At 64.1% G+C, this 19,399-nt stretch carries 13 protein-coding genes; 6 read left to right on the top strand and 7 right to left on the bottom strand.

Features of this window, described 5'->3' with window-relative positions; genetic code table 11:
* Nucleotides 1–241: 241 nt before the first annotated feature.
* The 5 genes from ACI2KK_RS14680 to tssI form a co-directional block, all read right to left on the bottom strand.
* Nucleotides 242–2,338 (bottom strand): lipase family protein, encoded by a 2,097-nt coding sequence (locus ACI2KK_RS14680; RefSeq protein WP_404669431.1) that lies wholly within the window; start codon nucleotides 2,336–2,338, stop codon nucleotides 242–244.
* 87 nt (nucleotides 2,339–2,425) lie between these two features.
* On the bottom strand, nucleotides 2,426–3,283 hold the full coding sequence (locus ACI2KK_RS14675) for a hypothetical protein (protein ID WP_404669430.1): 858 nt from the start codon (nucleotides 3,281–3,283) through the stop codon (nucleotides 2,426–2,428).
* On the bottom strand, nucleotides 3,258–4,028 hold the full coding sequence (locus ACI2KK_RS14670) for a hypothetical protein (protein ID WP_404669429.1): 771 nt from the start codon (nucleotides 4,026–4,028) through the stop codon (nucleotides 3,258–3,260). Before ACI2KK_RS14670 ends, ACI2KK_RS14675 begins: the two co-directional genes overlap by 26 nt.
* Nucleotides 4,029–4,041: 13 nt before the next feature.
* Entirely contained in the window at nucleotides 4,042–4,863 is an 822-nt protein-coding gene (locus ACI2KK_RS14665) for a DUF4123 domain-containing protein (RefSeq protein WP_404669428.1), read from the bottom strand.
* Complete coding sequence (gene tssI, locus ACI2KK_RS14660; RefSeq protein ID WP_404669427.1) at nucleotides 4,860–6,821, bottom strand: type VI secretion system tip protein TssI/VgrG; 1,962 nt, start codon at nucleotides 6,819–6,821, stop codon at nucleotides 4,860–4,862. Before tssI ends, ACI2KK_RS14665 begins: the two co-directional genes overlap by 4 nt.
* 397 nt (nucleotides 6,822–7,218) lie before the next feature.
* Between tssI and ACI2KK_RS14655 the strand changes: the two genes are divergently transcribed.
* The 4 genes from ACI2KK_RS14655 to ACI2KK_RS14640 all read left to right on the top strand — a co-directional run bounded on the left by ACI2KK_RS14655 (nucleotide 7,219) and on the right by ACI2KK_RS14640 (nucleotide 13,780).
* Nucleotides 7,219–8,781 (top strand): NAD(P)/FAD-dependent oxidoreductase, encoded by a 1,563-nt coding sequence (locus ACI2KK_RS14655; RefSeq protein ID WP_404669426.1) that lies wholly within the window; start codon nucleotides 7,219–7,221, stop codon nucleotides 8,779–8,781.
* A gap of 20 nt (nucleotides 8,782–8,801) precedes the next feature.
* Complete coding sequence (locus tag ACI2KK_RS14650) at nucleotides 8,802–9,296, top strand: RidA family protein (protein ID WP_404669425.1); 495 nt, start codon at nucleotides 8,802–8,804, stop codon at nucleotides 9,294–9,296.
* A gap of 34 nt (nucleotides 9,297–9,330) precedes the next feature.
* Nucleotides 9,331–11,742, top strand: a complete 2,412-nt coding sequence (locus ACI2KK_RS14645) for a TonB-dependent receptor plug domain-containing protein (protein WP_404669424.1) — start codon at nucleotides 9,331–9,333, stop codon at nucleotides 11,740–11,742.
* Between the two features lie 397 nt (nucleotides 11,743–12,139).
* The gene (locus ACI2KK_RS14640; protein WP_404669423.1) at nucleotides 12,140–13,780 is read left to right on the top strand and encodes a methyl-accepting chemotaxis protein; all 1,641 of its coding nucleotides are present in this window, start codon (nucleotides 12,140–12,142) and stop codon (nucleotides 13,778–13,780) included.
* A gap of 537 nt (nucleotides 13,781–14,317) precedes the next feature.
* Here the strand turns inward: ACI2KK_RS14640 and ACI2KK_RS14635 are convergent.
* Nucleotides 14,318–15,637 carry an LLM class flavin-dependent oxidoreductase gene (locus ACI2KK_RS14635; protein ID WP_404669422.1) on the bottom strand — a complete coding sequence of 440 codons (1,320 nt, stop codon included), beginning with the start codon at nucleotides 15,635–15,637 and terminating at the stop codon, nucleotides 14,318–14,320.
* Between the two features lie 131 nt (nucleotides 15,638–15,768).
* On the bottom strand, nucleotides 15,769–16,722 hold the full coding sequence (locus ACI2KK_RS14630; protein ID WP_404669421.1) for an ABC transporter substrate-binding protein: 954 nt from the start codon (nucleotides 16,720–16,722) through the stop codon (nucleotides 15,769–15,771).
* A gap of 276 nt (nucleotides 16,723–16,998) precedes the next feature.
* Between ACI2KK_RS14630 and ACI2KK_RS14625 the strand changes: the two genes are divergently transcribed.
* Together ACI2KK_RS14625 and ACI2KK_RS14620 are read left to right on the top strand one after the other, a co-directional pair.
* A complete protein-coding gene (locus ACI2KK_RS14625; protein WP_404669420.1) occupies nucleotides 16,999–17,601 on the top strand; it encodes a cysteine dioxygenase in 603 nt (200 codons plus the stop codon).
* Nucleotides 17,598–19,184, top strand: a complete 1,587-nt coding sequence (locus tag ACI2KK_RS14620; protein WP_404669419.1) for a rhodanese-related sulfurtransferase — start codon at nucleotides 17,598–17,600, stop codon at nucleotides 19,182–19,184. The genes ACI2KK_RS14625 and ACI2KK_RS14620 overlap by 4 nt, the downstream gene beginning before the upstream one ends.
* Nucleotides 19,185–19,399 lie beyond the last annotated feature (215 nt).

Below are 19,399 nucleotides of genomic sequence, written 5' to 3'. Positions count from 1 at the left end.
CGCTCCCACAGGTTTGAAGGCTTCGCGATCCCTGTGGGAAGCGGCCTTGTGTCGCGATTGGGCTGCATAGCAGCCCCAGGGGCTCGACCTCATGCAAAATCGCCGGGGCTGCTGCGCAGCCCAATCGCGACACAAGGCCGCTCACCACAGGGATTGCATCAGCTTCAGGTCAGTGCCGTACCTGTAGGAGCCAGCTTGCCGGCGATAGCGCCATACGACACACCCCATCTCCACGGCCCGATCACCAAGGCCTGTTCACATAAGCCATGATCTCGTCGAACCCCGGCCCCGGCCTGCCGACCGGGCTGGTATCGATCACCTCCTTCGGCGCCTGCGCCATCTGTTCGGCGCGGTTGTTCGGCGCATGGCCATGCCAGCGCGCCAGTGCCTCGGCCAACTGCCCGGTACCGGCCTGGTTGCCGTACACCATCGCTTCACTGACCGGCACCCCGGCCAAGGTATCCAGCCGCTGTTGGGTCTCTTTGAGCAGGCGTTTGTCTTCGCGCAGCAGGTGCAGGTAAAGGGCGTCATCCGGCGAGTGCCGGGCACGCTCCTGAATGCGCAGGGCATGGCGTTCCAGTTGCCGGTCGACATCGCTAATCATGCCCTGCACAGCCGCACGCTCACGCTCCGACACCGGCGCGATGCCAGCTTCCAGCGCCTGCTGGTAGCGGCGCAGGGTCGCCCAGCAGGCCGGGATGTAGCTGTCGAGCATCTTGTGGTCGGTGGCCTTGGCCACCTGCTGCAACAGGCTGCCCCGCGCAGGCAGGCCATGCGCCTGGTCGAGCACCCGGCTGCACAGGGCTTTGTCGGTGAGGGTGCGACAGCCCGGGCGCCAGAGAATGGCCGAGGTTTCGCCCTTGGCGAACGGCACCGGCATGAAGTGGCGCAACTCGCCATGGTGCTCGAAGTCTTCGCCGTCCCAGTTGATCAGCCCCGAAACGATGCGCCCCAGGCCGACCCCCGACTTCACGGCGGTGTCTGTCACCCCCTTGGCGACCACATCCCAGCGGGTATTCATCCACGGCGCCGGCAGGCTGGGGACAGGGTCGTCGTCGTAGACCATGCGGTAGTGGACCAGGTCGGCGGCGCCTTGCATGAACGTGGTGTCGCCGGCGCGGGGGGCGCCGTAGGTGTAGAGCTGCAGGGTTAGGGTTGGGTCGGTGCGGCGGAGCATTTCGGCGAGGAGCAGTGCTACAGCACCGCCGAGGCTGTGGCCGCAGATGATCAGTTGTTGGTTTTGCTGGAACCTGGCCCTGTAGCTGGAGACGAAGCCGAACGCCCTCTGTGCAGCCTCGTAAAACCCTTGATGCACCCGCCCCTCACCCTCTGCAAAGGGCACCTGAAGTGCATCGAGATCGCGCCATACATCTGCCATGAGTTCATTGGTGCCTCGAATGGCGACGACCATCACCTCGGCATTGTGGGTAATGTAGGCCTGTGTATCGGTGGAGTCATGGAGGTTTCTATCGTCGAGGAAGTGAATATTGGCTGGGTTTTCCTGCTGCTCCCCAAGTGCCGGGTCGTTTGCCGAGTACAACTTCGGGTCAAAAGGCACGATCTCCCAACGCTCCGAATACGGCACATCCTCATAAAGAGGGAAACACGCCTGCTGCTGGGCAGCATCTACACGCCAGATCTCCTGCGAATTGGCCAACGCCTCGCCGAACCAATTGCCCATGCTCGGCACATTGGGGAAGGTTACCGATGGCGCCATGACCGGGTGCTCCTCCGGGTCCTGCCCGAACGGGCTATAGCTGAGAGTTGCCATCAGGGATAGCTGGTAGAGGTTCAAGACACAGAATTCAGGCGCAGTGGACAGCATGGGCCTGAGCGCCCGCAATGGGCGAACTTCCAGAACGGTGTGCTTGCCCGGCATCAGGCCAACGCCCCATTCACCATGGGCACCCATGATTACATTAATGGCCGACTGCGGTGGGAAGGCACGCTTGGACAATGGGGGTAAATGACTGTTGTGGCGTACCAGTTCACGAACTTCCACTTGGTAGAAACAATCCGCATGTGCTTGTGCCGGGTTGCTTTTGGTACGAGAGGCGTCCAGATGTAAGTGAAGCGTTCTTTCAGCGCAAACTTGTAACTCAGTAAGCTTCAGCGGGTAATGTTCGCGCTTCTTCAACAGCGTGTAATATTTCTCAGAGCCAAAATACTCACTATCAAATCGCAAACAGACAGGCCCAACAAAACATCCCTCTACCGCACCCTTACCCTCAACATCTAGACAACCACTATAAAGCTCACCCTCTACATCGATGACCTCATAGAAACATCCTTGATATGGGGAGCCATCCCCCGATTCATCAACCAGCTGAAACGTCACCCCACCTCCTCGCTCAGGGCAAACTAAAAGCTGGCTGTTTAACATCCCCAAACCATCCTTACCAAAGCCTGTACCGACACTCATAATTTACTCCTCACAGTGTGGATAGACATTGCACACTCTTCCATCAGGCATAATGAAATCACTGAAATTCTCATAATTGCCACGACAGAACGCATATGTATCCTCCATCCCCTCACCGAGGCAGCGTTTCCATCCGCTGGCAAACTCAACCCATGTATCACCGATAGAGGGCCGCTCTTTTTCAGCCAACCGAACATTCATCCTTACCGTAAGCCCCGGAAGTTGATCCAACGCATACAACGCAAACGGCTTCCCTCGGCCTTTCTCACCTCGCTCATTATCTTTCTTACAATCAAGAAGCTTCCATATCACTCGCGTTTTGCCGGCAGTACGAAACAGCCATTGGCATTCCCCATAAAACGTATCTTCGCGTTCAGACGTCATCACACGCCGCGCTTCCTCAGGCACATCCAAAAGCACACCAATGCTCGCATTGTCGTAACTAACCTGGTGAAACTTATCTCCATACGCCGCATGAATCTCCATCTTGATTCGGCTCAAAATCATGTGACAGCCCTTTATGATCTTTCGAATTTCGATGACCGCTACAGGGTTATAGTCTTGACGCCATTTCCTATTTAGCGACGGCATCGTTCTCCGCCAATCTGTCACTTCACACTTCCTCTCAGGGTCAGGGACATACCACACGCCTGCTGAGTATGCGAAACCTGGCGGCAACTCACCGACCAAGGTAAATGTATTGGCTTCTTTATCTGAACATCCGACAAGCAGAGAAAATCCGAGAAGCATTACAAGCAAATAGAAACACCTTGCTCTCACCATCATTGGCATTACCAGCCCCTTTTCGTACTGGATTGCACCAAAACACCTACGCTCACTCATTGCAACTGGGATAGACATTACGAACTCGACCGTCCAGCATTATGAAATCACTAAAGTCAGCGTAGTTACCTCGACAATACCCTCTGACATCTTGCTTTCCCTTGCCCATACATCTCCTCCACCCGTCCGAAAACCGACCCCAAGCATCTCTAGAATAAGGCCGCTCCTCGACAGCGAGCCGGACATTCATCCGAATTATTTTCCCCGACAACTGATCTAGCGTGTAGGCACCAAGTGGCTCCCCCCCTTTCTCGCCACGTCCATTATCTTTCTTGCAATCGAGAAACTTCCTAATAATTCGAAAACCCCCTACCGTGCGAAACAACCACTGACACTCACCAAAGAAAACGCCCCCAGCATCAAACCTCATAGCTCGCAAGTGCTTATCGGGAAATTCGACGTACACACCAATATTCGCAGCATCACCATGCTGATCTCGAATTGACTCTCCATCCGTCGCATTTATAGTTATTTTTATGTACCGCAGGATCATCTGACACCCCTTAATCACCTTACGAATCTCTACAACAGCCACCGGGTCATATTTTTCGCGCCACCTCTTGTTATATGCCGGCATTGTTCGCCGCCAATCGGTAACCGCGCATTTTGTTTTAGGATCAGGGACGTACCGGGTACTTGCAGAGTAGGAAAAGTTCGGCGGCAATTCACCCACCAACGTAAACGTATTGGATTCTTTATCACCACAACCCACCAACACCGCAACACTCACCAACAAACAACTTTCCTTGAATCCAACTTTCATACCTTCTCCCCTCTCAAACCAGCAAATGCCGCCGCAACCGTTCCATATGCACCGCCGGCAATTCCCCCGGCCAAGGCTCACACCCTTCCGGCAACTCAAACCCGGGCAAGCGCAGGCTGTTCACCAGCAAGAACTCGATCTGCTTCTGCGTGTGCCACCCCCACCCCTGCCCGCGCTGCAACTGCCGCTGCAACCACGCCAGCGGTGGCTGCTGCTCGGCGAGCTTGAGGTAAGCCTCCAGGTGCTGGCTGTAGAGGTAGCGGTGGGCATTGGCCACGGCGATGGGACCGTCCACTGCCGGCGGCGGTGCTTGCAGCCAGGCGGGGTGGGTGGGAACGGGGTGGGCGCCGGGCAGGGGGTTGTCTGCGCTGGCCCAGGTTTCGCCCTGCCAGTAGCAGACGCTGATGGCCTGGCCGAGGTAGGCCGGCAGGGTGCTCTGGGCCAGGGCCAGGCCGCGGGCCAGCACGCGGTTGTCGTGGAAGCGGTACAGCGCCTGCTGCGGGGGCTGGCCCAGCAGCAAGCGGGCCCGCCAGTGCGCTACCCAGGCGGGCATCTCGCCCGGGGCCAGGCTGGCCAGCCAACCCCAGTGTTCGCCAGGGGCTTGCAGCAGGGGTTGCAGTAGCGGCAATTCAGCTTCGCCGACCAGGCAGCACGCCGGGCCGTGGTCGGCCAGGTAGGCGGCGTCGGTTTGCAGGTACAGCAGTTGCCAGCGTTCGCCTGGCACGCTGGCCATCAAGCGTTGGCCGGCTTCGCTGCCCGCTTCGAGCAACACGGCGATGTCGTGGCCCGCAGCGCGCTGCTGCGCCAGCCATTGCCAAGGGGATAGCGGGCTCATCGGCCACCTCCGGCCGGCAGGCACTGGCCGTCGCGGCAGCTTTGGCATAACGGGCAGTAGTCGCTGCCGGCGGCCTGGCTGGCCTTGAGCAGCGCCAGCTGGCTTGGCGCAGGTGGCAAGGAGGGGGTGTTGGCCAGACTGGCGGCCGGCGCGCCGCCGAGCTGGATCGGGCTGCTGGTGAAGATGCCGCCGGCATTCACCAGCAGGTGCTGGCCGGCGACCTTGAGGGTGATGCTGTTGCCGCCCTCCACCAGCACGTCGCCGTCAGCCGATATCTGCACCCGTTGGCCGGCGTGCTGCAGCAGCAGCGTGCCGACCTGGGTGTGGCTTGCCTGCTCGACGGTGAGGTGGTCGCTGGCGTGCAGCAGTGTCTTGCGCTCGCCCACCACCACGGCCTGCTGCAGGCCGCCGATGTACAGCTGGCTGTTGCGTTCGACGCGCTGCTGCAGGTCGCGCTGGGCACGCAGGTAGAACAGCTCCTGGCCGCCGCGGTCGTCCATGGCCAGTTCGTTGTAGCCGCCACCACCGCCCAGGCTGCGGCTGCGCAGCACGGTGCGGCTGTGGTGCTCGGGCAGGTTGTAGGGCGGCATGTGCAGGCTGTCGGGCAGGCAGCCGCTGATGACCGGCTGGTCGGGGTCGTCGTCGAGAAAGCTCACCAGCACGGCCATGCCGACCCGCGGGATGGCCAGGGCGCCATGGCGATCGCCGGCCCAGCCGGAGGCCACCCGCAGCCAGCAGCTGCTGTGCTCGTCGCCCTGGCCTTCGCGGTCCCAGGGGAACTGCACCTTGACCCGGCCGAAGGCGTCGCAATACACCTCCTCGCCCGCAGGCCCCGTAACCCGGGCCTGTTGGCTGGAGGGTGCGCGGGGCTTGGGGTGGATCAGCGGCGAACGGAAGGTGGCATCCCAGGGGATGGCGCTGAAGGTGTTGGCGTAATGGTCGCTCTCCTGTGCACTGGCCTGTTCTTCCAGCACCTGGGGTTGGTGCCCCGTATGGGTGACCTGGGTGACCAGCCACATCTGGTTGCAGGCCTGCTGCGGGTGGCCGGTGAGGGTCAGCAGCCGGCCGCTGGCCAGCGCCGGTGCGTCGCTGCTGCCGTCGGCCCGGCAGCGGCCAACCCGGCAACGCTCCAGGGCGCGCTGGGCCTGCACGCGGCCGCGGGCCTGGTCGAGGGTTTGCAGCAGGCCGCCGGGGTAGGCGTAGTGCTCCAGCGCCGGGGCGTCGCCGGCGCGGCTGGCATGGGCCAGCTCGACGCTGGCCTTGCGAAAGTCATGGTCGCGCAGCATCACCTGCTCGACGCTGCGTTGCACAGTCATGGCAAACGCGCTGACCACCGGGCCATCGGCGTGCATGCCGTTGCCCGGCACAAAGGCCAGGCTGGCGGGCAAGTGCGGGAAGTGCATCTGGTGGTCGCTGAACAACACCCGGTGGCCACCGGGCGCATGCTCGAAGCGGTAGTGAATGCCCTCCTCCTGGCACAGCCGCTCGACGAAGACCAGGTCGCTTTCGCCGTACTGCACGCAGTAGTCACGCGGCGGGTAGTCGGCTTCGAGCTGGAAGGCAAAGGCATCGCCGAGCAGGCCGTGCTCTTCGAGCAACTGGGCGATGATTTGCGCCACGCTGCGCTGCTGGAAGATGCGGTAGTTTTGGCGCAGGGCCAGGCGCGCCATGTGCGGCACCAGGCGCACCTGATAGTGGGCCAGGCGGGTGCCGATTGCGCCCTGGCGAGCCTCGGCCAGCACCCCGTGTATGCCCCGGCCATCGGCGTCGAAGGCGAGGAACGCCGGCTGCCCGAGCAGCGCCTCGAGGGCCACATTTAAGTTTTCGCTGACCAGCTGGATATCGAAGCTGTAGAGGGTGCCGATGCCTTCGCTGCCGCTGAAGGAAAGCACCTGCACGTCACGCGGCAGGGCGTCGGCGTGCAGGCGCAGGCGTTGTGCGCTGAGTGGGTTGAACATCCTTTGTCCTTGTATTTGCGCGGCAGCGGCGCGGGGTTCGGGCCCTGCCGAGGTGGCAAGGGGCGAACGCTAGCAAGAACAAAAAAACCCGTGTTGTAGGACCCTTCTGACGCGAAAGTGGGGCGATTCCCTTTGAAATGTCAGCCTTGGCCGAATGTTTCAGTCGTCGCACAAAGTCATGCCAAATATGCATTTATACAAACAAACTTAATCACTAAACAGCATATTAACTTAGAACAAAAAAGCCTTTCACAACCCTCATAAAGACCATTAAGTTCTGTAAACCGACCCCGACCTGGCGGAGGCAAATGGATGTGCGCCAACGTCGTCGGGCCCCCGCCAGGGGTACGTCTGCCCTGTTGCGCACCTTCGCTTGAGACCTGAACGGAGACGCAACATGGGACTTTCCCGTAGAGACTTGATCGCCCGCATGGCCGCCATCGGCGGCTACTCGGCGGCGCTGGGCGCGCTGGGGCACAACGCCCTGGCCGCCACCTTCGAACCCCTGCAACTGGCCGCCAACGGCGGCAATGGCAAGCGCGTGGTGATTGTCGGCGCTGGCATCAGCGGCCTGGTGTCGGCCTACGAGCTGCGCAAGGCAGGCTTTGCCGTGACCGTGCTGGAGGCCCGCGAGCGGGTCGGCGGGCGGGTGTGGACCCTGCGCCAGGGCGACCGCATCGAGCACAACGACGGCACCACGCAAACCGTCGAATTCGACCAGGGGCACTTCTTCAATGCCGGCGCCGCGCGCCTGCCCAGCCACCACCTGACCATCCTCGGCTACTGCCGCGAGCTTGGCGTGGAGCTGCAGGTGCTGGTGAACAGCAGCCGCAACGCCCTGGCCCAGCCAGACCTTGCCCGCCCACCGCTGCTGCTGCGCCAGGCGGTCAACGACACCCGCGGGCACTTCAGCGAACTGCTGGCGCGCAGCGTCAGCCGCAACAGCCTGGATGCCGAACTGAGCGGCGGCCAGCGCAAGGCGCTGCTGGACTTTTTGAAGGTGTACGGCGACCTCGACAGCCAGCAGCAGTACCGCGGCTCGGTACGCGCCGGCTACACGCGCTTTGCCGGGGCCGGCGACCAAACCCCGGTGCAGCGCCAGCCGGTGCCGCTGGACCAGTTGCTGGACAGCAACCTGCTGCTGCCGCTGGTGTTCGACGAGATTCCGGAATTTTCCTCGACCATGTTCCAGCCGGTGGGCGGCATGGACCAGATCCCCAAGGCCTTCTACCGCCAGGTGAAGGACAGCGTGCGCCTGGGCGCCGAAGTGCTGGGGGTGGAGACCGCCGAGCATGGCGCCAAGGTGGTGTGGCGCGACCGCAAAAGCGGCCAGCAACACGTTGAACACGCCGACTACGCCATCGTCACCCTGCCCTTGCCGCTGCTGGCCAAGCTGCCGAACAACTTCGACGCGCCGTTCAGGCAGGCCATCGCCAGCGCCGAGGGCGACAAGGCCAACAAGGTGGCCTGGCAGTCGCCGCGCTTTTGGGAGACCGACTTCCAGATTTACGGCGGGCTCAGCTACATCAACCACGAGGCGCGCACCCTGTGGTACCCCAGCGACCACCTCAACAGCGCCCAGGGCGTGCTGGTGGCCACCTACAACACCGGCGCCGTGGCCCAGCAGTTCGCCGGCAAATCGCTACAGGCGCAGATTGCCTCGTCGCGCCAGGCGGTGGAATCGCTGCACCCGGGCCACAGCCACAAGCTGGGCCGGCCGCTGGTGGTGAACTGGTCGAAAGTGCCGTTCAGCGAAGCGCCATGGATCGTCCACGACGAGGTCGCCCAGCCCGGCTACGACACCCTCAACCAGCCCCAGGGCCGCACCTGGCTGGCCAGCGACGCCCTGGCCCATGGCGGCGTGGGCATCTGGCAGAACAGCGCCGCCGAATCGGCCCGCCGGGTGGTCAGCCTGATCGCCCGGCATGCCGCCCAGACCACCCGCGGCGCTGCCGCCTGACCCCCACAGGAACCCCACCCATGCCTCGTTTTCTTCTGCTTGCCGGAGTGCTCATGTCGCTGACCCTCAACGCCCACGCCGACGGCATCAAGCGTGTTGCGCCGCCTGGTTCGAACTTCCCGATTTCGCAACTGGTGACGGTGCCGGCCGGCAGCCAGCTGACCTTCATCAGCGGCACCCTGCCGGATGTGGCCGACCCCAACGCCGCCAAAGGCAGCATCGCCGCCCTGGGCAACACCGAAACCCAGGCCCGCTCGGTGCTGAAAAAACTGCGCACGGCCCTGCAAAGCCAGGGGCTGGGCCTGGGCGATATCGTGCAGTTGCGGGTGTTTCTGGTGGGCGACCCGGCCAACGGCGGCCAGCTCGACTTTGCCGGCCTGCAGGCGGCGTACACCGAGTTTTTCGCCACCGCCGAACAGCCCAACACCCCGACCCGCACCGCCCTCCAGGTAGTAGCCCTGCCGCTGCCCGGCGCGCTGGTGGAAATCGACGCGATCGCGGCCAAGGCGCCCTGAGCGCGCCACCCCGCCAGACAAGGAACTGCGTGTAATGAAGCAAGCCTTTACCACTGCCCCGCTGTTGACCGTGGCCCTGGCCGCGGGGCTGCCCAGCGCCCCGGCCAGCGCCGAAGAACCTGCCGCCCAGGCCCTGGGCACGGTGATCGTCACCGGCAACCGCGGCAGCGAAAAACGCACTGTGACGTCCAGCCCGGTGCCGATCGATGTGATCAGCGCCAAGCAGTTGCAAGAAACCGGCAAGCCCGGCCTGATGGAAGCCCTCAGTGCCAGCGTGCCGTCGCTGACCCTGCCGGAAAAAACCGGCTGGGACGCCAGCGGCATGGCCCGCGCGCCCAACCTGCGCGGCCTCAACGCCGCCCAGGTGCTGGTGCTGGTGAACGGCAAGCGCCGCCACACCAGCGCCACCCTGAACATCAGCGGCATCAACGCCGGCGCCGCCCCCAGCGACCTGGACCTGATCCCGATCAGCGCCATCGACCATGTCGAGGTGCTGCGTGACGGCGCCGCAGCCCAGTACGGCTCGGACGCCATCGCCGGGGTGATCAACGTCATTCTCAAGGCCGACACCCGCGGCACCGCCGTGACCACCGCAGGCCAGGGTTACGACGGCAAGAAGCAGACCGTGCAGCAAAGCCTGAACAAGGGCTTCGAAATCGGCCGCGACGGCGTTGTGCAACTTGCCCTGGATGCCCGCAGCCAGAACGACGACAACAAGGCCAGCGCCAACGGCTACAGCGAAGCCGAGGCGCTGGAGCGCGCCGGCAAGGTCACCTACGGCGGCTACGGCACGCCGAAGATCAACCTGCTGACCCTGGGCTACAACGCCGAGCTGCCGCTGGAGGATGACCTGACCCTGTACTCGTTCAGCACCTGGTCGTACCGCAAGGCCGAGCAGGGCCAGAACTTCCGCCTGCCGACCATCGTCAATACCATCACCACCGGGCCCAACGGGCGCCCGGCCGGCTACACGCCCACCTGGTACATCGAGGAATACGACTACCAGGCGGCGTTCGGCGCCAAGGGCCTGGCCGGCGAGTGGGACTGGGACCTGTCCAGCACCTACGGGCGCAACACTGCCGAACAAGGCACCTGGAACAACCAGAACCCGTCGCTGGGCGAGGCCACCCCCAACCACTTCGAGTCCGGCACCTGGGTCAGCTCGCAACTGACCAGCAACCTCGACTTGCACCGCAGCTACGAGGTAGGCCTGAGCAAGCCGCTGGACTTCTCCTGGGGCCTGGAGCAGCGCCGCGACAGCTACCAGGTGCAGGACGGCGACTGGGCCAGTTGGGCCGACGGCGGCTACTGCGCGGCGCCCGGCAACTGCGCCTCGTCCGGCGCCCAGGTGACCAACGGCATTTCGCCGGCCGAGGCCACCAGTGCCAGCCGCAACAGCTATGCCGGCTACGTGGATGTGGGCTTCAACCCGCTGGCGCAGTGGTACTGGGGCGCCGCGCTGCGCTACGAGCACTACGACCGCGGCATTGGCGCCACCCGCAGCGGCAAGCTGACCACCCGCTACGAGTTCACCCCGCAGTTGGCGGTACGGGCCACGGTGAGCAACGGCTTCCGCGCGCCGTCGCTGGCCAACAGCCTGTTCAGCGCCCGCTCCACCACCTATGGGGTGGTCAACGGCGTGTACCAGTCGATCAACTACGGCGTGCTGCCGGTGGGCTCGGCCGCAGCCCAGGCCTTGGGCGCCGAACCGCTGAAACCGGAAAAGTCGACCAACTACAGCCTCGGCCTGACCTGGCAGCCCACCGAGCGCCTGGCCTTTACCGCCGACGCCTACCTGATCAACGTGCGCGACCGCATCACCCTCACCGGCACCCTGCTCGGCCCCGAGGTCACCGCCGCGCTGCTGGCCAACGGCATCGACTCCACCTCCGGCGGGCAGTACTTCACCAACGGCGCCGACACCCGCACCAAGGGCCTGGACCTGGTGGGCAGCTACGACCACGACCTGGGCAGCGCCGGCACAGTGAAGTGGACGGCGGCGTTCAACTGGAACGACACCGAGATTCTCGACTACAAGCAGAGCGTGAACATTCTCGGCACGCCCTACCAGTTGATGGACCGCCAGGCGCGCAACCTGCTGACCGAAGTGCAGCCGCACACCAAGCTGATACTGGGCGGCAACTGGCGGCTGGACCGCTACCGGGTGAACCTGGGGCTGACCCGCTATGGTTCGTGGCGCGAGGTCAACTCGGCCAGCGACCGCAGCCTGGACCGCGAGTACAAGGCGCGCTGGATCACCGACCTGGATGTGGGTTACCAGTTGACCAAGGACCTGGAACTGGCGATTGGTGCACGCAACCTGTTCGATGTGTACCCCGAGCGCCAGGCGCCGAGCAGCAAGACCATGGTCAAGGGGTACGGGGTGTATTCGCCGTACGGGTTTACCGGGGGGTATTACTTTGGGCGGGTGACTTATAACTTCTGAGGGTGCCGGGGGCTGCTTTGCAGCCCTTTCGCGACACAAGGCCGCTCCTACAGAAGAACGCGAATCCCTGTAGGAGCGGCCTTGTGTCGCGAAAGGGCCGCAACGCGGCCCCGGCAACTGTGACCTGAAACGGCAATATCCAAAAAGACAAAAATCTTGAAAGGGATGCAACTAAGGGCGCTTTTTTGTGCCCCCTACTGCGGCATAAATAGCGAGCATTAATCCTGACCCGATTAAAATAATTAACAGCCAACAGGAGAACTTCAAAATGCCCAGGTTGGACTGATTGCGCCCAGTGCCGGTTCTTGACAACTTCCGCTAATGTTTTCCCCCATTCGTTCGATAACCAGAGCACCCTCCTGCTTGAACTTCCAAGCCTTTGAACGGATTCTTTCACATGCTCCTGGGCAACCTCCGCCTGCAAACCAAGCTGTTACTGTCGCTCACCCTGGTCAACCTGATCAGCATCACCGCCTTCATCAGTTACGCCCAGTACTCCAAGTCGCAAGATATTCGCCAGCAAATCGACAACCGCTTGCGCACCGTCGCCTACGCCGTGCCGCGGGTACTGGGTACCGACTACCTCACCCGCACCCGTGAGGCCAACGGCCTGAAGGCCGGTGAATACGAAGCCCAGGTACGCAACCTTGGCGAGTATGCGCGCGAGGTCAACCTCAAATATGCCTACAGCCTGATGGTCGATGGGCAGGGCAAAGTGGCTTACCTGGCCGACAGCGCCAATGCCAGCGACATTGCCGGCGGCACCTACTCCAAGCACCTGGAGCACTACAGCGACGCCAGCCCCGCGGTGATCGAAGCCTCCCGCAGCAACCAGGAGCAATTCGACGAGTACACCGACAGCTTCGGCAGCTTCCGCTCGATCTTCCTGCCGTTGCACAACGCCGACGGCCAGCAATACATCGTGGGGGTGGATGTCACCCTCGATGCACTGAATGCGGCCATTCAGGCCAGCCTTGAGCGTTTGCTGCTGATTGGCGCGGCGTCTTTCCTGGTGGGCCTGCTGTTGTCCTGGCTGGCCGCGCGCATGCTGGTGCGGGGCATTCACCACCTGACCGGGCAGTTGAACTACATCGCCGAACAGCGCGACCTGTCGACCACCGTCACGGTGCTTAACGGCGATGAAACCGGCCAGATGGGCAAGCACTTGTCCAACCTGCTTCAAGACCTGCGCCAGACCCTGGGCAATGCCTCCGGCATGGCCGAAAGCAACCAGCGCCTGGCGGAAATCTTCTTGCAGCTGGCCGATGAAATAAACCTGCGCATCCGCCAGGCGGGTGGGCAGTTGGCCGATATCAACCAGCACGGCCAGTCCATTCGCCAGGCCGCCGAGAACTCCTCGAGCCTGGCCGATACCGTGCGCATCGACCTGAAGTCCGCCGTCAGCGAACTGAGCCTGACCCACCAGGAGTTGAAGCGCCTGATCGGCGACGTGCACGGCAGCACCTCGGCGAGCATCGAGCTTGCCAGCGACCTGCAGCACCTGAGCCGCGAAGCGGAAAAGATCGGCCAGGTGCTGCAGATGGTCGCCGCCATTTCCGACCAGACCAACCTGCTGGCGCTCAACGCCGCCATCGAGGCGGCGCGGGCCGGTGAAGCCGGCCGCGGGTTCGCGGTGGTGGCTGACGAGGTGCGCAAGCTGGCCGGGCAGACCCAAGGGGTGCTGAACGACGCCAACCAGGTCATCAACGCCGTCACCAGCGGCATCCGCCAGATTGCCGAACGCATGAGCAGTACCGCCGAACAGTCGCGCAGCCTGGCGCAGAGCTCCGACAGTACCCTTGGGGTCATCGACGGCTTGGTGCACCAGATGGGCCAGGTCAGTGGCGCCATGGACCGCGCACTGACCAGCAGTGAAGAAATCCAGCACGCAGTCACCGACATTGCCGGGCGCCTTGGCGGCATGCATGAAAGCTTTGCACATACCTCGCAGGGGATTGCCGAGATCCATGATTCGGCGACCACGCTGGGCAGTACTGCCAGGGCGCTCAAAGGCGGTTTGAGTGCGTTTCGTACCTGAGGTCTGAATTCAGACTGGGCAATGGCCGGCCTACAGAGCTAATCACAACGGGTTGATTCAACGAAGACTCTGTAGGAGCGGCTTCAGCCGCGAACACCGGCGAAGCCGGTGCCATCCACCGCGGCGCCTGCTTCGCGGCTAAAGCCGCTCCCACAGGGACCGCATTAGCTCCAGGCCCGCGCTGTACCTGTAGGAGCCGGCTTGCCGGCGATGAGGCCGGCTCAGGCGGCACAAGACAGTTGCTCTCACAGGCACAGCGCTGGGTTTGGGATGTAGGAGCGGGTTTACCGGAGTGCCGGACCACCGCGAAGCTGTCGACACGGTGCCTGGCACCGGCTATGCCGGTGTTCGCGGGCAAGCCCGCTCCCACAGGGATCGCATAAGCTTCAAGCCTACGTTGTACCTGTAGGAGCCGGCTTGCCGGCGATTGGGCCGCACAGCGGCCCCGGTGACAGGCCGCAAGAGCCGGGTTTGGGCGACTGGCCTCATCGCCGGCAAGCCGGCTCCTACAAGTAACTAAGCCGACTCCACTGCCAGTCAACGGCCAAAGCGCGGTATCTGCAAGCCCAGGCTCTCGCGCAGGGTGGTACCTTCGTAGGCGGTGCGGTACACCCCGCGTTCCTGCAGCAGCGGCACCACTTCTTCAGTGAAACGGCGAAACTGCCCGGGGTGGCCGATGTAGATGTTGAAGCCATCCAGCGCCCGCGCCTCGAACCATTCGGCCATCTTCGCCGCCACGCTTTGCGCGGAGCCCACGAACGCACCGGGGCGCAGTTGGCGGCCGAACTCCACGGCCTGGCGCAGGCTGAAACCCTTGTCCAGGGCCTGGTCGGCGATGCGCTTGGCATTGGTGAAAAAACTGCTGCGGGCGTATTCCAGGCTTTGCTGGGGGAACGGCGCATCCAGGTCGTACTGGCTGAAGTCGTGCCAGCCGAAATTGCGCCCGAATTCCTTCAGCGCCAGCTCGAAGCTGTGGTCGGCCTGGTGGTAGTGGCGCTCGATCTCGCGGGCGTGTTCATCGGTGTCACCGACGTAGATTTCCGCCCCCGGCAACACCAGCAACTGCTCAGGGTCGCGCCCCAATTTTGCGGCGCGGGCCTTGATGTCGCGGTAGAACGCCTGGCCCTGCTCGATGCTGGCGGCATGGGTGAACACCACATCGGCCGTGGCGGCGCCCAGGTCGCGGCCCTGCTCGGAGTCGCCGGCCTGGAAGATCACCGGCTGGCCCTGGGGCGAGCGCTGGATGTTCAGCGGGCCGACCACCGAGAAGTGCTCGCCCTTGTGGTTCAGCCCGTGCAGCTTGGCCGGGTCGAGAAAGCGGCCAGTGGCGCGGTCGCGGGGGAAGGCGCCCTCCTCGTACGACTGCCACAGGCCCTGCACCACCTGCACGTGCTCCTGGGCGCGAGCGTAGCGGGTGTCATAGTCGTAATGCTCGTCCAGCCCGTAGTTGCCGGCAGTGCCGGCGTCACCGCTGGTGACCACGTTCCAGCCGGCGCGGCCCTTGCTGATCAGGTCCAGCGAGGCAAGCCTGCGGGCGACGTTGTAAGGGGCGTTGTAGGAGGTGGTGAGGGTGCCCACCAGGCCGATGTGGCGGGTGCTGACGGCCAGGGCCGAGAGCAGGGTCAGGGGCTCGAGGCGGTTGAGGTAGTGCGAGGGGGAGCCTTGGGTGATGAACTGGCTGTCGACGATGAACACCAGGTCGAACAGCGCCGCTTCGGCCTGGCGGGCGATGTCGATGTACCAGTCGATGTTGACGCTGGCGTCGGCCGGCAGCTCAGGGTCGAGCCACAGGTTGTGCCGGCCGGGGCCGCCGCAGCCCATGGTCAGGGCGCCGAGTTTGATCTGTCGTTGGGTCATGGGGGTGTCCTGTGAAATCGGTGTGTGCTTCTTCGCGGGCAAGCCCGCTCCCACAGGGGCCGGGCCATTTTCAGGCCGGGTGCAATCCTGTGGGAGCGGGCTTGCCCGCGAAGGGGCCGGTGCGGGTTGACTCAATGCTGGCTGACTGCCGGTTGCTCAATGGCCGCCCCAAACGAGCTGTCGAACAGGCTGGCCGCCGGGTAGCCCTTGATCAGGCCGATGCCGGCGAAAAAGTCCACGGTCTTTTGCGCATCGACGATCACCTGCGGGTTCAGCGGCGCCAGGTCGGTGCGCGCGCGGGCGAACCAGGCACGGGCGATGTCGCCGTCGGCGCGGGTGCGCTTGGCCCAGGCGTCGGCGTAGGCCTCGGTGTGGGCCGGGTCGCTCAGGGTCCAGTCACGGGCCTTTTTCAGGCGCTGCAAAAAGTCGGCGATCTGCGCACGCTTGGCCTCCACCGCCTTGCTGTTGGCCACCACGAAACTCTGCGCCGGGATCACCCCTTCGGCAGTGGCCAGCACCCGCGCGCCCTGGCGCTCCTGCTGGGTGACGTAGGGCTCCCAGGTGGCGATCACGTCTACCGAGCCGCCGTCCAGGGCGTGGGAGGCATCGAGGGCGCTGAGGTAGCGCAGCTCCAGGGCATCGCGCGGCACGCCGGCTTTGTCCAGGGCGCTGAACAGCAACTGCTGGCTCCACGAGCCCTTCCACAGCGCCGCGCGCTTGCCGCGCAGGTCTTGCAGGCTGTGGATGGATGAGTCCTTGCGGGCCAGGATGGCCACGCCTTCGAGGTTTTGCCGGCTGACCGCGATCACCTTGATCGGCGCGCCGAGGGCGCCGAGAAACAGCGGCGGCGCATCGCCCAGCAGGCCGATGTCGAGGCTGCCGACATTCAGCGCCTCGGCCACCGGGGAGCCGGCAGTGAACTGCTTCCATTCCAGGCTGTAGGGCAAGTCCTCCAGCACCCCGGCCGCTTCCATCACGGCCTGGGCGTTGTAGCTCTGGTCACCGACCACCAGCGTCTGGGCGGCGGCAGTGAGGCTGACGGTGGTGGCCAGCACGGTGGCAGCCAGTTGCTTGAAGTAACGCACGGGTGGTCTCCAGATGCCCGCCTGGGGCATGTAAGGCCGATCCGCGCGTGCGGTCTCGTGGCGATTGATTTATAGCTTTTGAGTCTTAGTTAATCTATTTTTATAATCTATAGATCGTATCAAGGGCTGTGAAATGCGCTTTAGGCATAACCTCATGCCTTTTGCGATGGCCATCGTAAATGCACTACTCGCATATTAGCTTATGAATATTTTGCATTTTGAGAATACAAAAAGGCTTTGCTAGGGTTACCTGAAACCGTACGCCGAGCCTGAACCATGAGCCATAACCCCGAGCGCTTGCGCCATTTCATCGACAGCCTCGCCGGGCTGCTCGACCAGCACCCCGACGAAGCCACCCTCCTCGACCGCGGGCACAACCTGCTGGCCAGCCTGGTCGCCCAGGACGACTGGCTGCCCGACGAACTTGCCCAGCCCGACCCGCAGCGCTACCAGCAGTACCTGCTGCACTGCGACTCGCGCCAGCGCTTTTCGGTGGTGAGTTTTGTCTGGGGCCCCGGGCAGCGCACGCCGGTGCATGACCACCGGGTGTGGGGGCTGATCGGCATGCTGCGCGGCGCCGAGTTCTCCCAGGGCTTCACCCGCACAGCAGAGGGCGCCTTGCAGCCCGACGGCACACCGGTGCGCCTGGCCCCGGGCCAGGTGGAGGCCGTGTCGCCGCGCATTGGCGATATTCACCAGGTCAGCAATGCCTTCAGCGACCAGGTGTCGATCAGCATCCACGTCTACGGCGGCAACATCGGCGCGGTCAAGCGCGCGGTGTACGCCGAGGACGGCAGCGAAAAACCGTTCATCTCCGGTTACTCCAATACCCGCCTGCCCAACATCTGGGACCTGTCCAAAGAGAACCCTGCCCCATGAGCACCGTCACCACCCGCCGTTATGCCGACATTCGCCGTGCGCTGCTGGCCCGCGAGGAACTGGCCCTGATCGATGTGCGCGAAGAAGACCCGTTCGCCCAGGACCACCCGCTGTTCGCCGCCAACATTCCGCTGTCCAAACTGGAGCTTGAGGTTTATGCCCGGGTACCCCGGCGTGACACCGCCATCACCCTTTACGACAACGGCGAGGGCCTGGCTGCGGTAGCGGCGCAGCGCCTGCTGGCGCTGGGCTACAGCGACGTGGCCGTGCTCGACGGTGGCCTGGCCGGTTGGCGTGCAGCCGGCGGTGAAACCTTCCGCGACGTCAACGTCCCGAGCAAGGCCTTCGGCGAGTTGGTGGAGAGCGTGCGCCACACCCCGTCGCTGGCCGCCGAGCAGGTACAGGCGCTGCTGGACGACAAGGCCAACGTGGTGGTGCTCGATGCCCGCCGCTTCGATGAATACCAGACCATGAGCATCCCCGGCGGCATCAGCGTGCCCGGCGCCGAGCTGGTGTTGCGGGTGGCGGAACTGGCGCCAGACCCGTCCACCCAGGTGATCGTCAACTGCGCCGGGCGCACCCGCAGCATCATCGGCACCCAGTCGCTGGTCAACGCCGGCATCCCCAACCCGGTGGCGGCGCTGCGCAACGGCACCATTGGCTGGACCCTGGCCGGCCAGCAACTGGCCCACGGCCAGGACCGGGCATTTGCCGAGGTGAGCGCCGGCACCCGGGCCAACGCCGGGCGCCAGGCGCTCAGTGTGGCCGAGCGTGCCGGGGTGCAGCGCCTGGACCTGGCCGGGCTGGCGGCCTGGCAGGCCGAAGCCGCCCGCACCACCTACCTGTTCGACGTGCGCAGCGCCGAGGAGTACAACGCCGGGCACCTGCCGGGCAGCCGCCCGGTGCCGGGCGGCCAGCTGGTACAGGAAACCGACCACGTGGCCAGCGTGCGCGGGGCGCGCATCGTGCTGGTGGACGACGACGGCGTGCGCGCCAACATGAGCGCCTCGTGGCTGGCGCAGATGGGCTGGCAGGTGGCGGTGCTGGACGGGCTGTCGGCCAGCGATTTCAGTGCCCGCGGTGAATGGCAGGCGCCGTTGCCGGCCCTGCCCGAAGCCCGCGAGGTCGGCGTCGAGCAACTGGCCGACTGGCTGCAGGAAGCCGGCACCGTGGTGCTGGACTTCACCACCAGCGCCAACTACGTCAAGCGCCACATCCCTGGCGCCCACTGGGCGATCCGTGCGCAACTGGCCGAGGTGCTGGAACAGGTGCCACCGGCGCAGCGCTACGTGCTGACCTGCGGCAGCAGCCTGCTGGCGCGTTTCGCCGCCCGCGACCTGCAAACCCTGACCCGCACCCCGGTGTACCTGCTCGAAGGCGGTACCGCGCGCTGGATCGCCGCCGGGCTGGCGCTGGAAAGCGGCGAGACGCACCTGGCCGTGCCACGCAGCGACCGCTACCGCCGCCCCTATGAAGGCACCGACGCGCCGCGCGAGGCGATGCAGGGCTACCTGGACTGGGAGTTCGGGTTGATCGCCCAGCTGGAGCGTGATGGGACCCATGGTTTTGAGGTGTTGAGCTGACTGCGGGGTGCAACTGCCCTGCTGACTCTCAAAAAGCAGGTGTGATTCCTGCGAGACCGGCGGTTCGCCACCCCGACTTGCACCGCGAACACGGGCGAAGCCCGTGCCGTACTGCGCGGTGCCTGCTTCGCGGGTAAACCCGCTCCCACAAGACTGCGCACTCTCTGAATGCAGCGCTGCACCTGTGGGAGCAACTGTCTTGCTCAGTTTCTAAA

Source organism: Pseudomonas sp. NPDC089406, assembly GCF_044900265.1.
Taxonomy (GTDB): domain Bacteria; phylum Pseudomonadota; class Gammaproteobacteria; order Pseudomonadales; family Pseudomonadaceae; genus Aquipseudomonas; species Aquipseudomonas fakonensis.
This window is presented reverse-complemented; position numbering and strand designations above follow the sequence as displayed.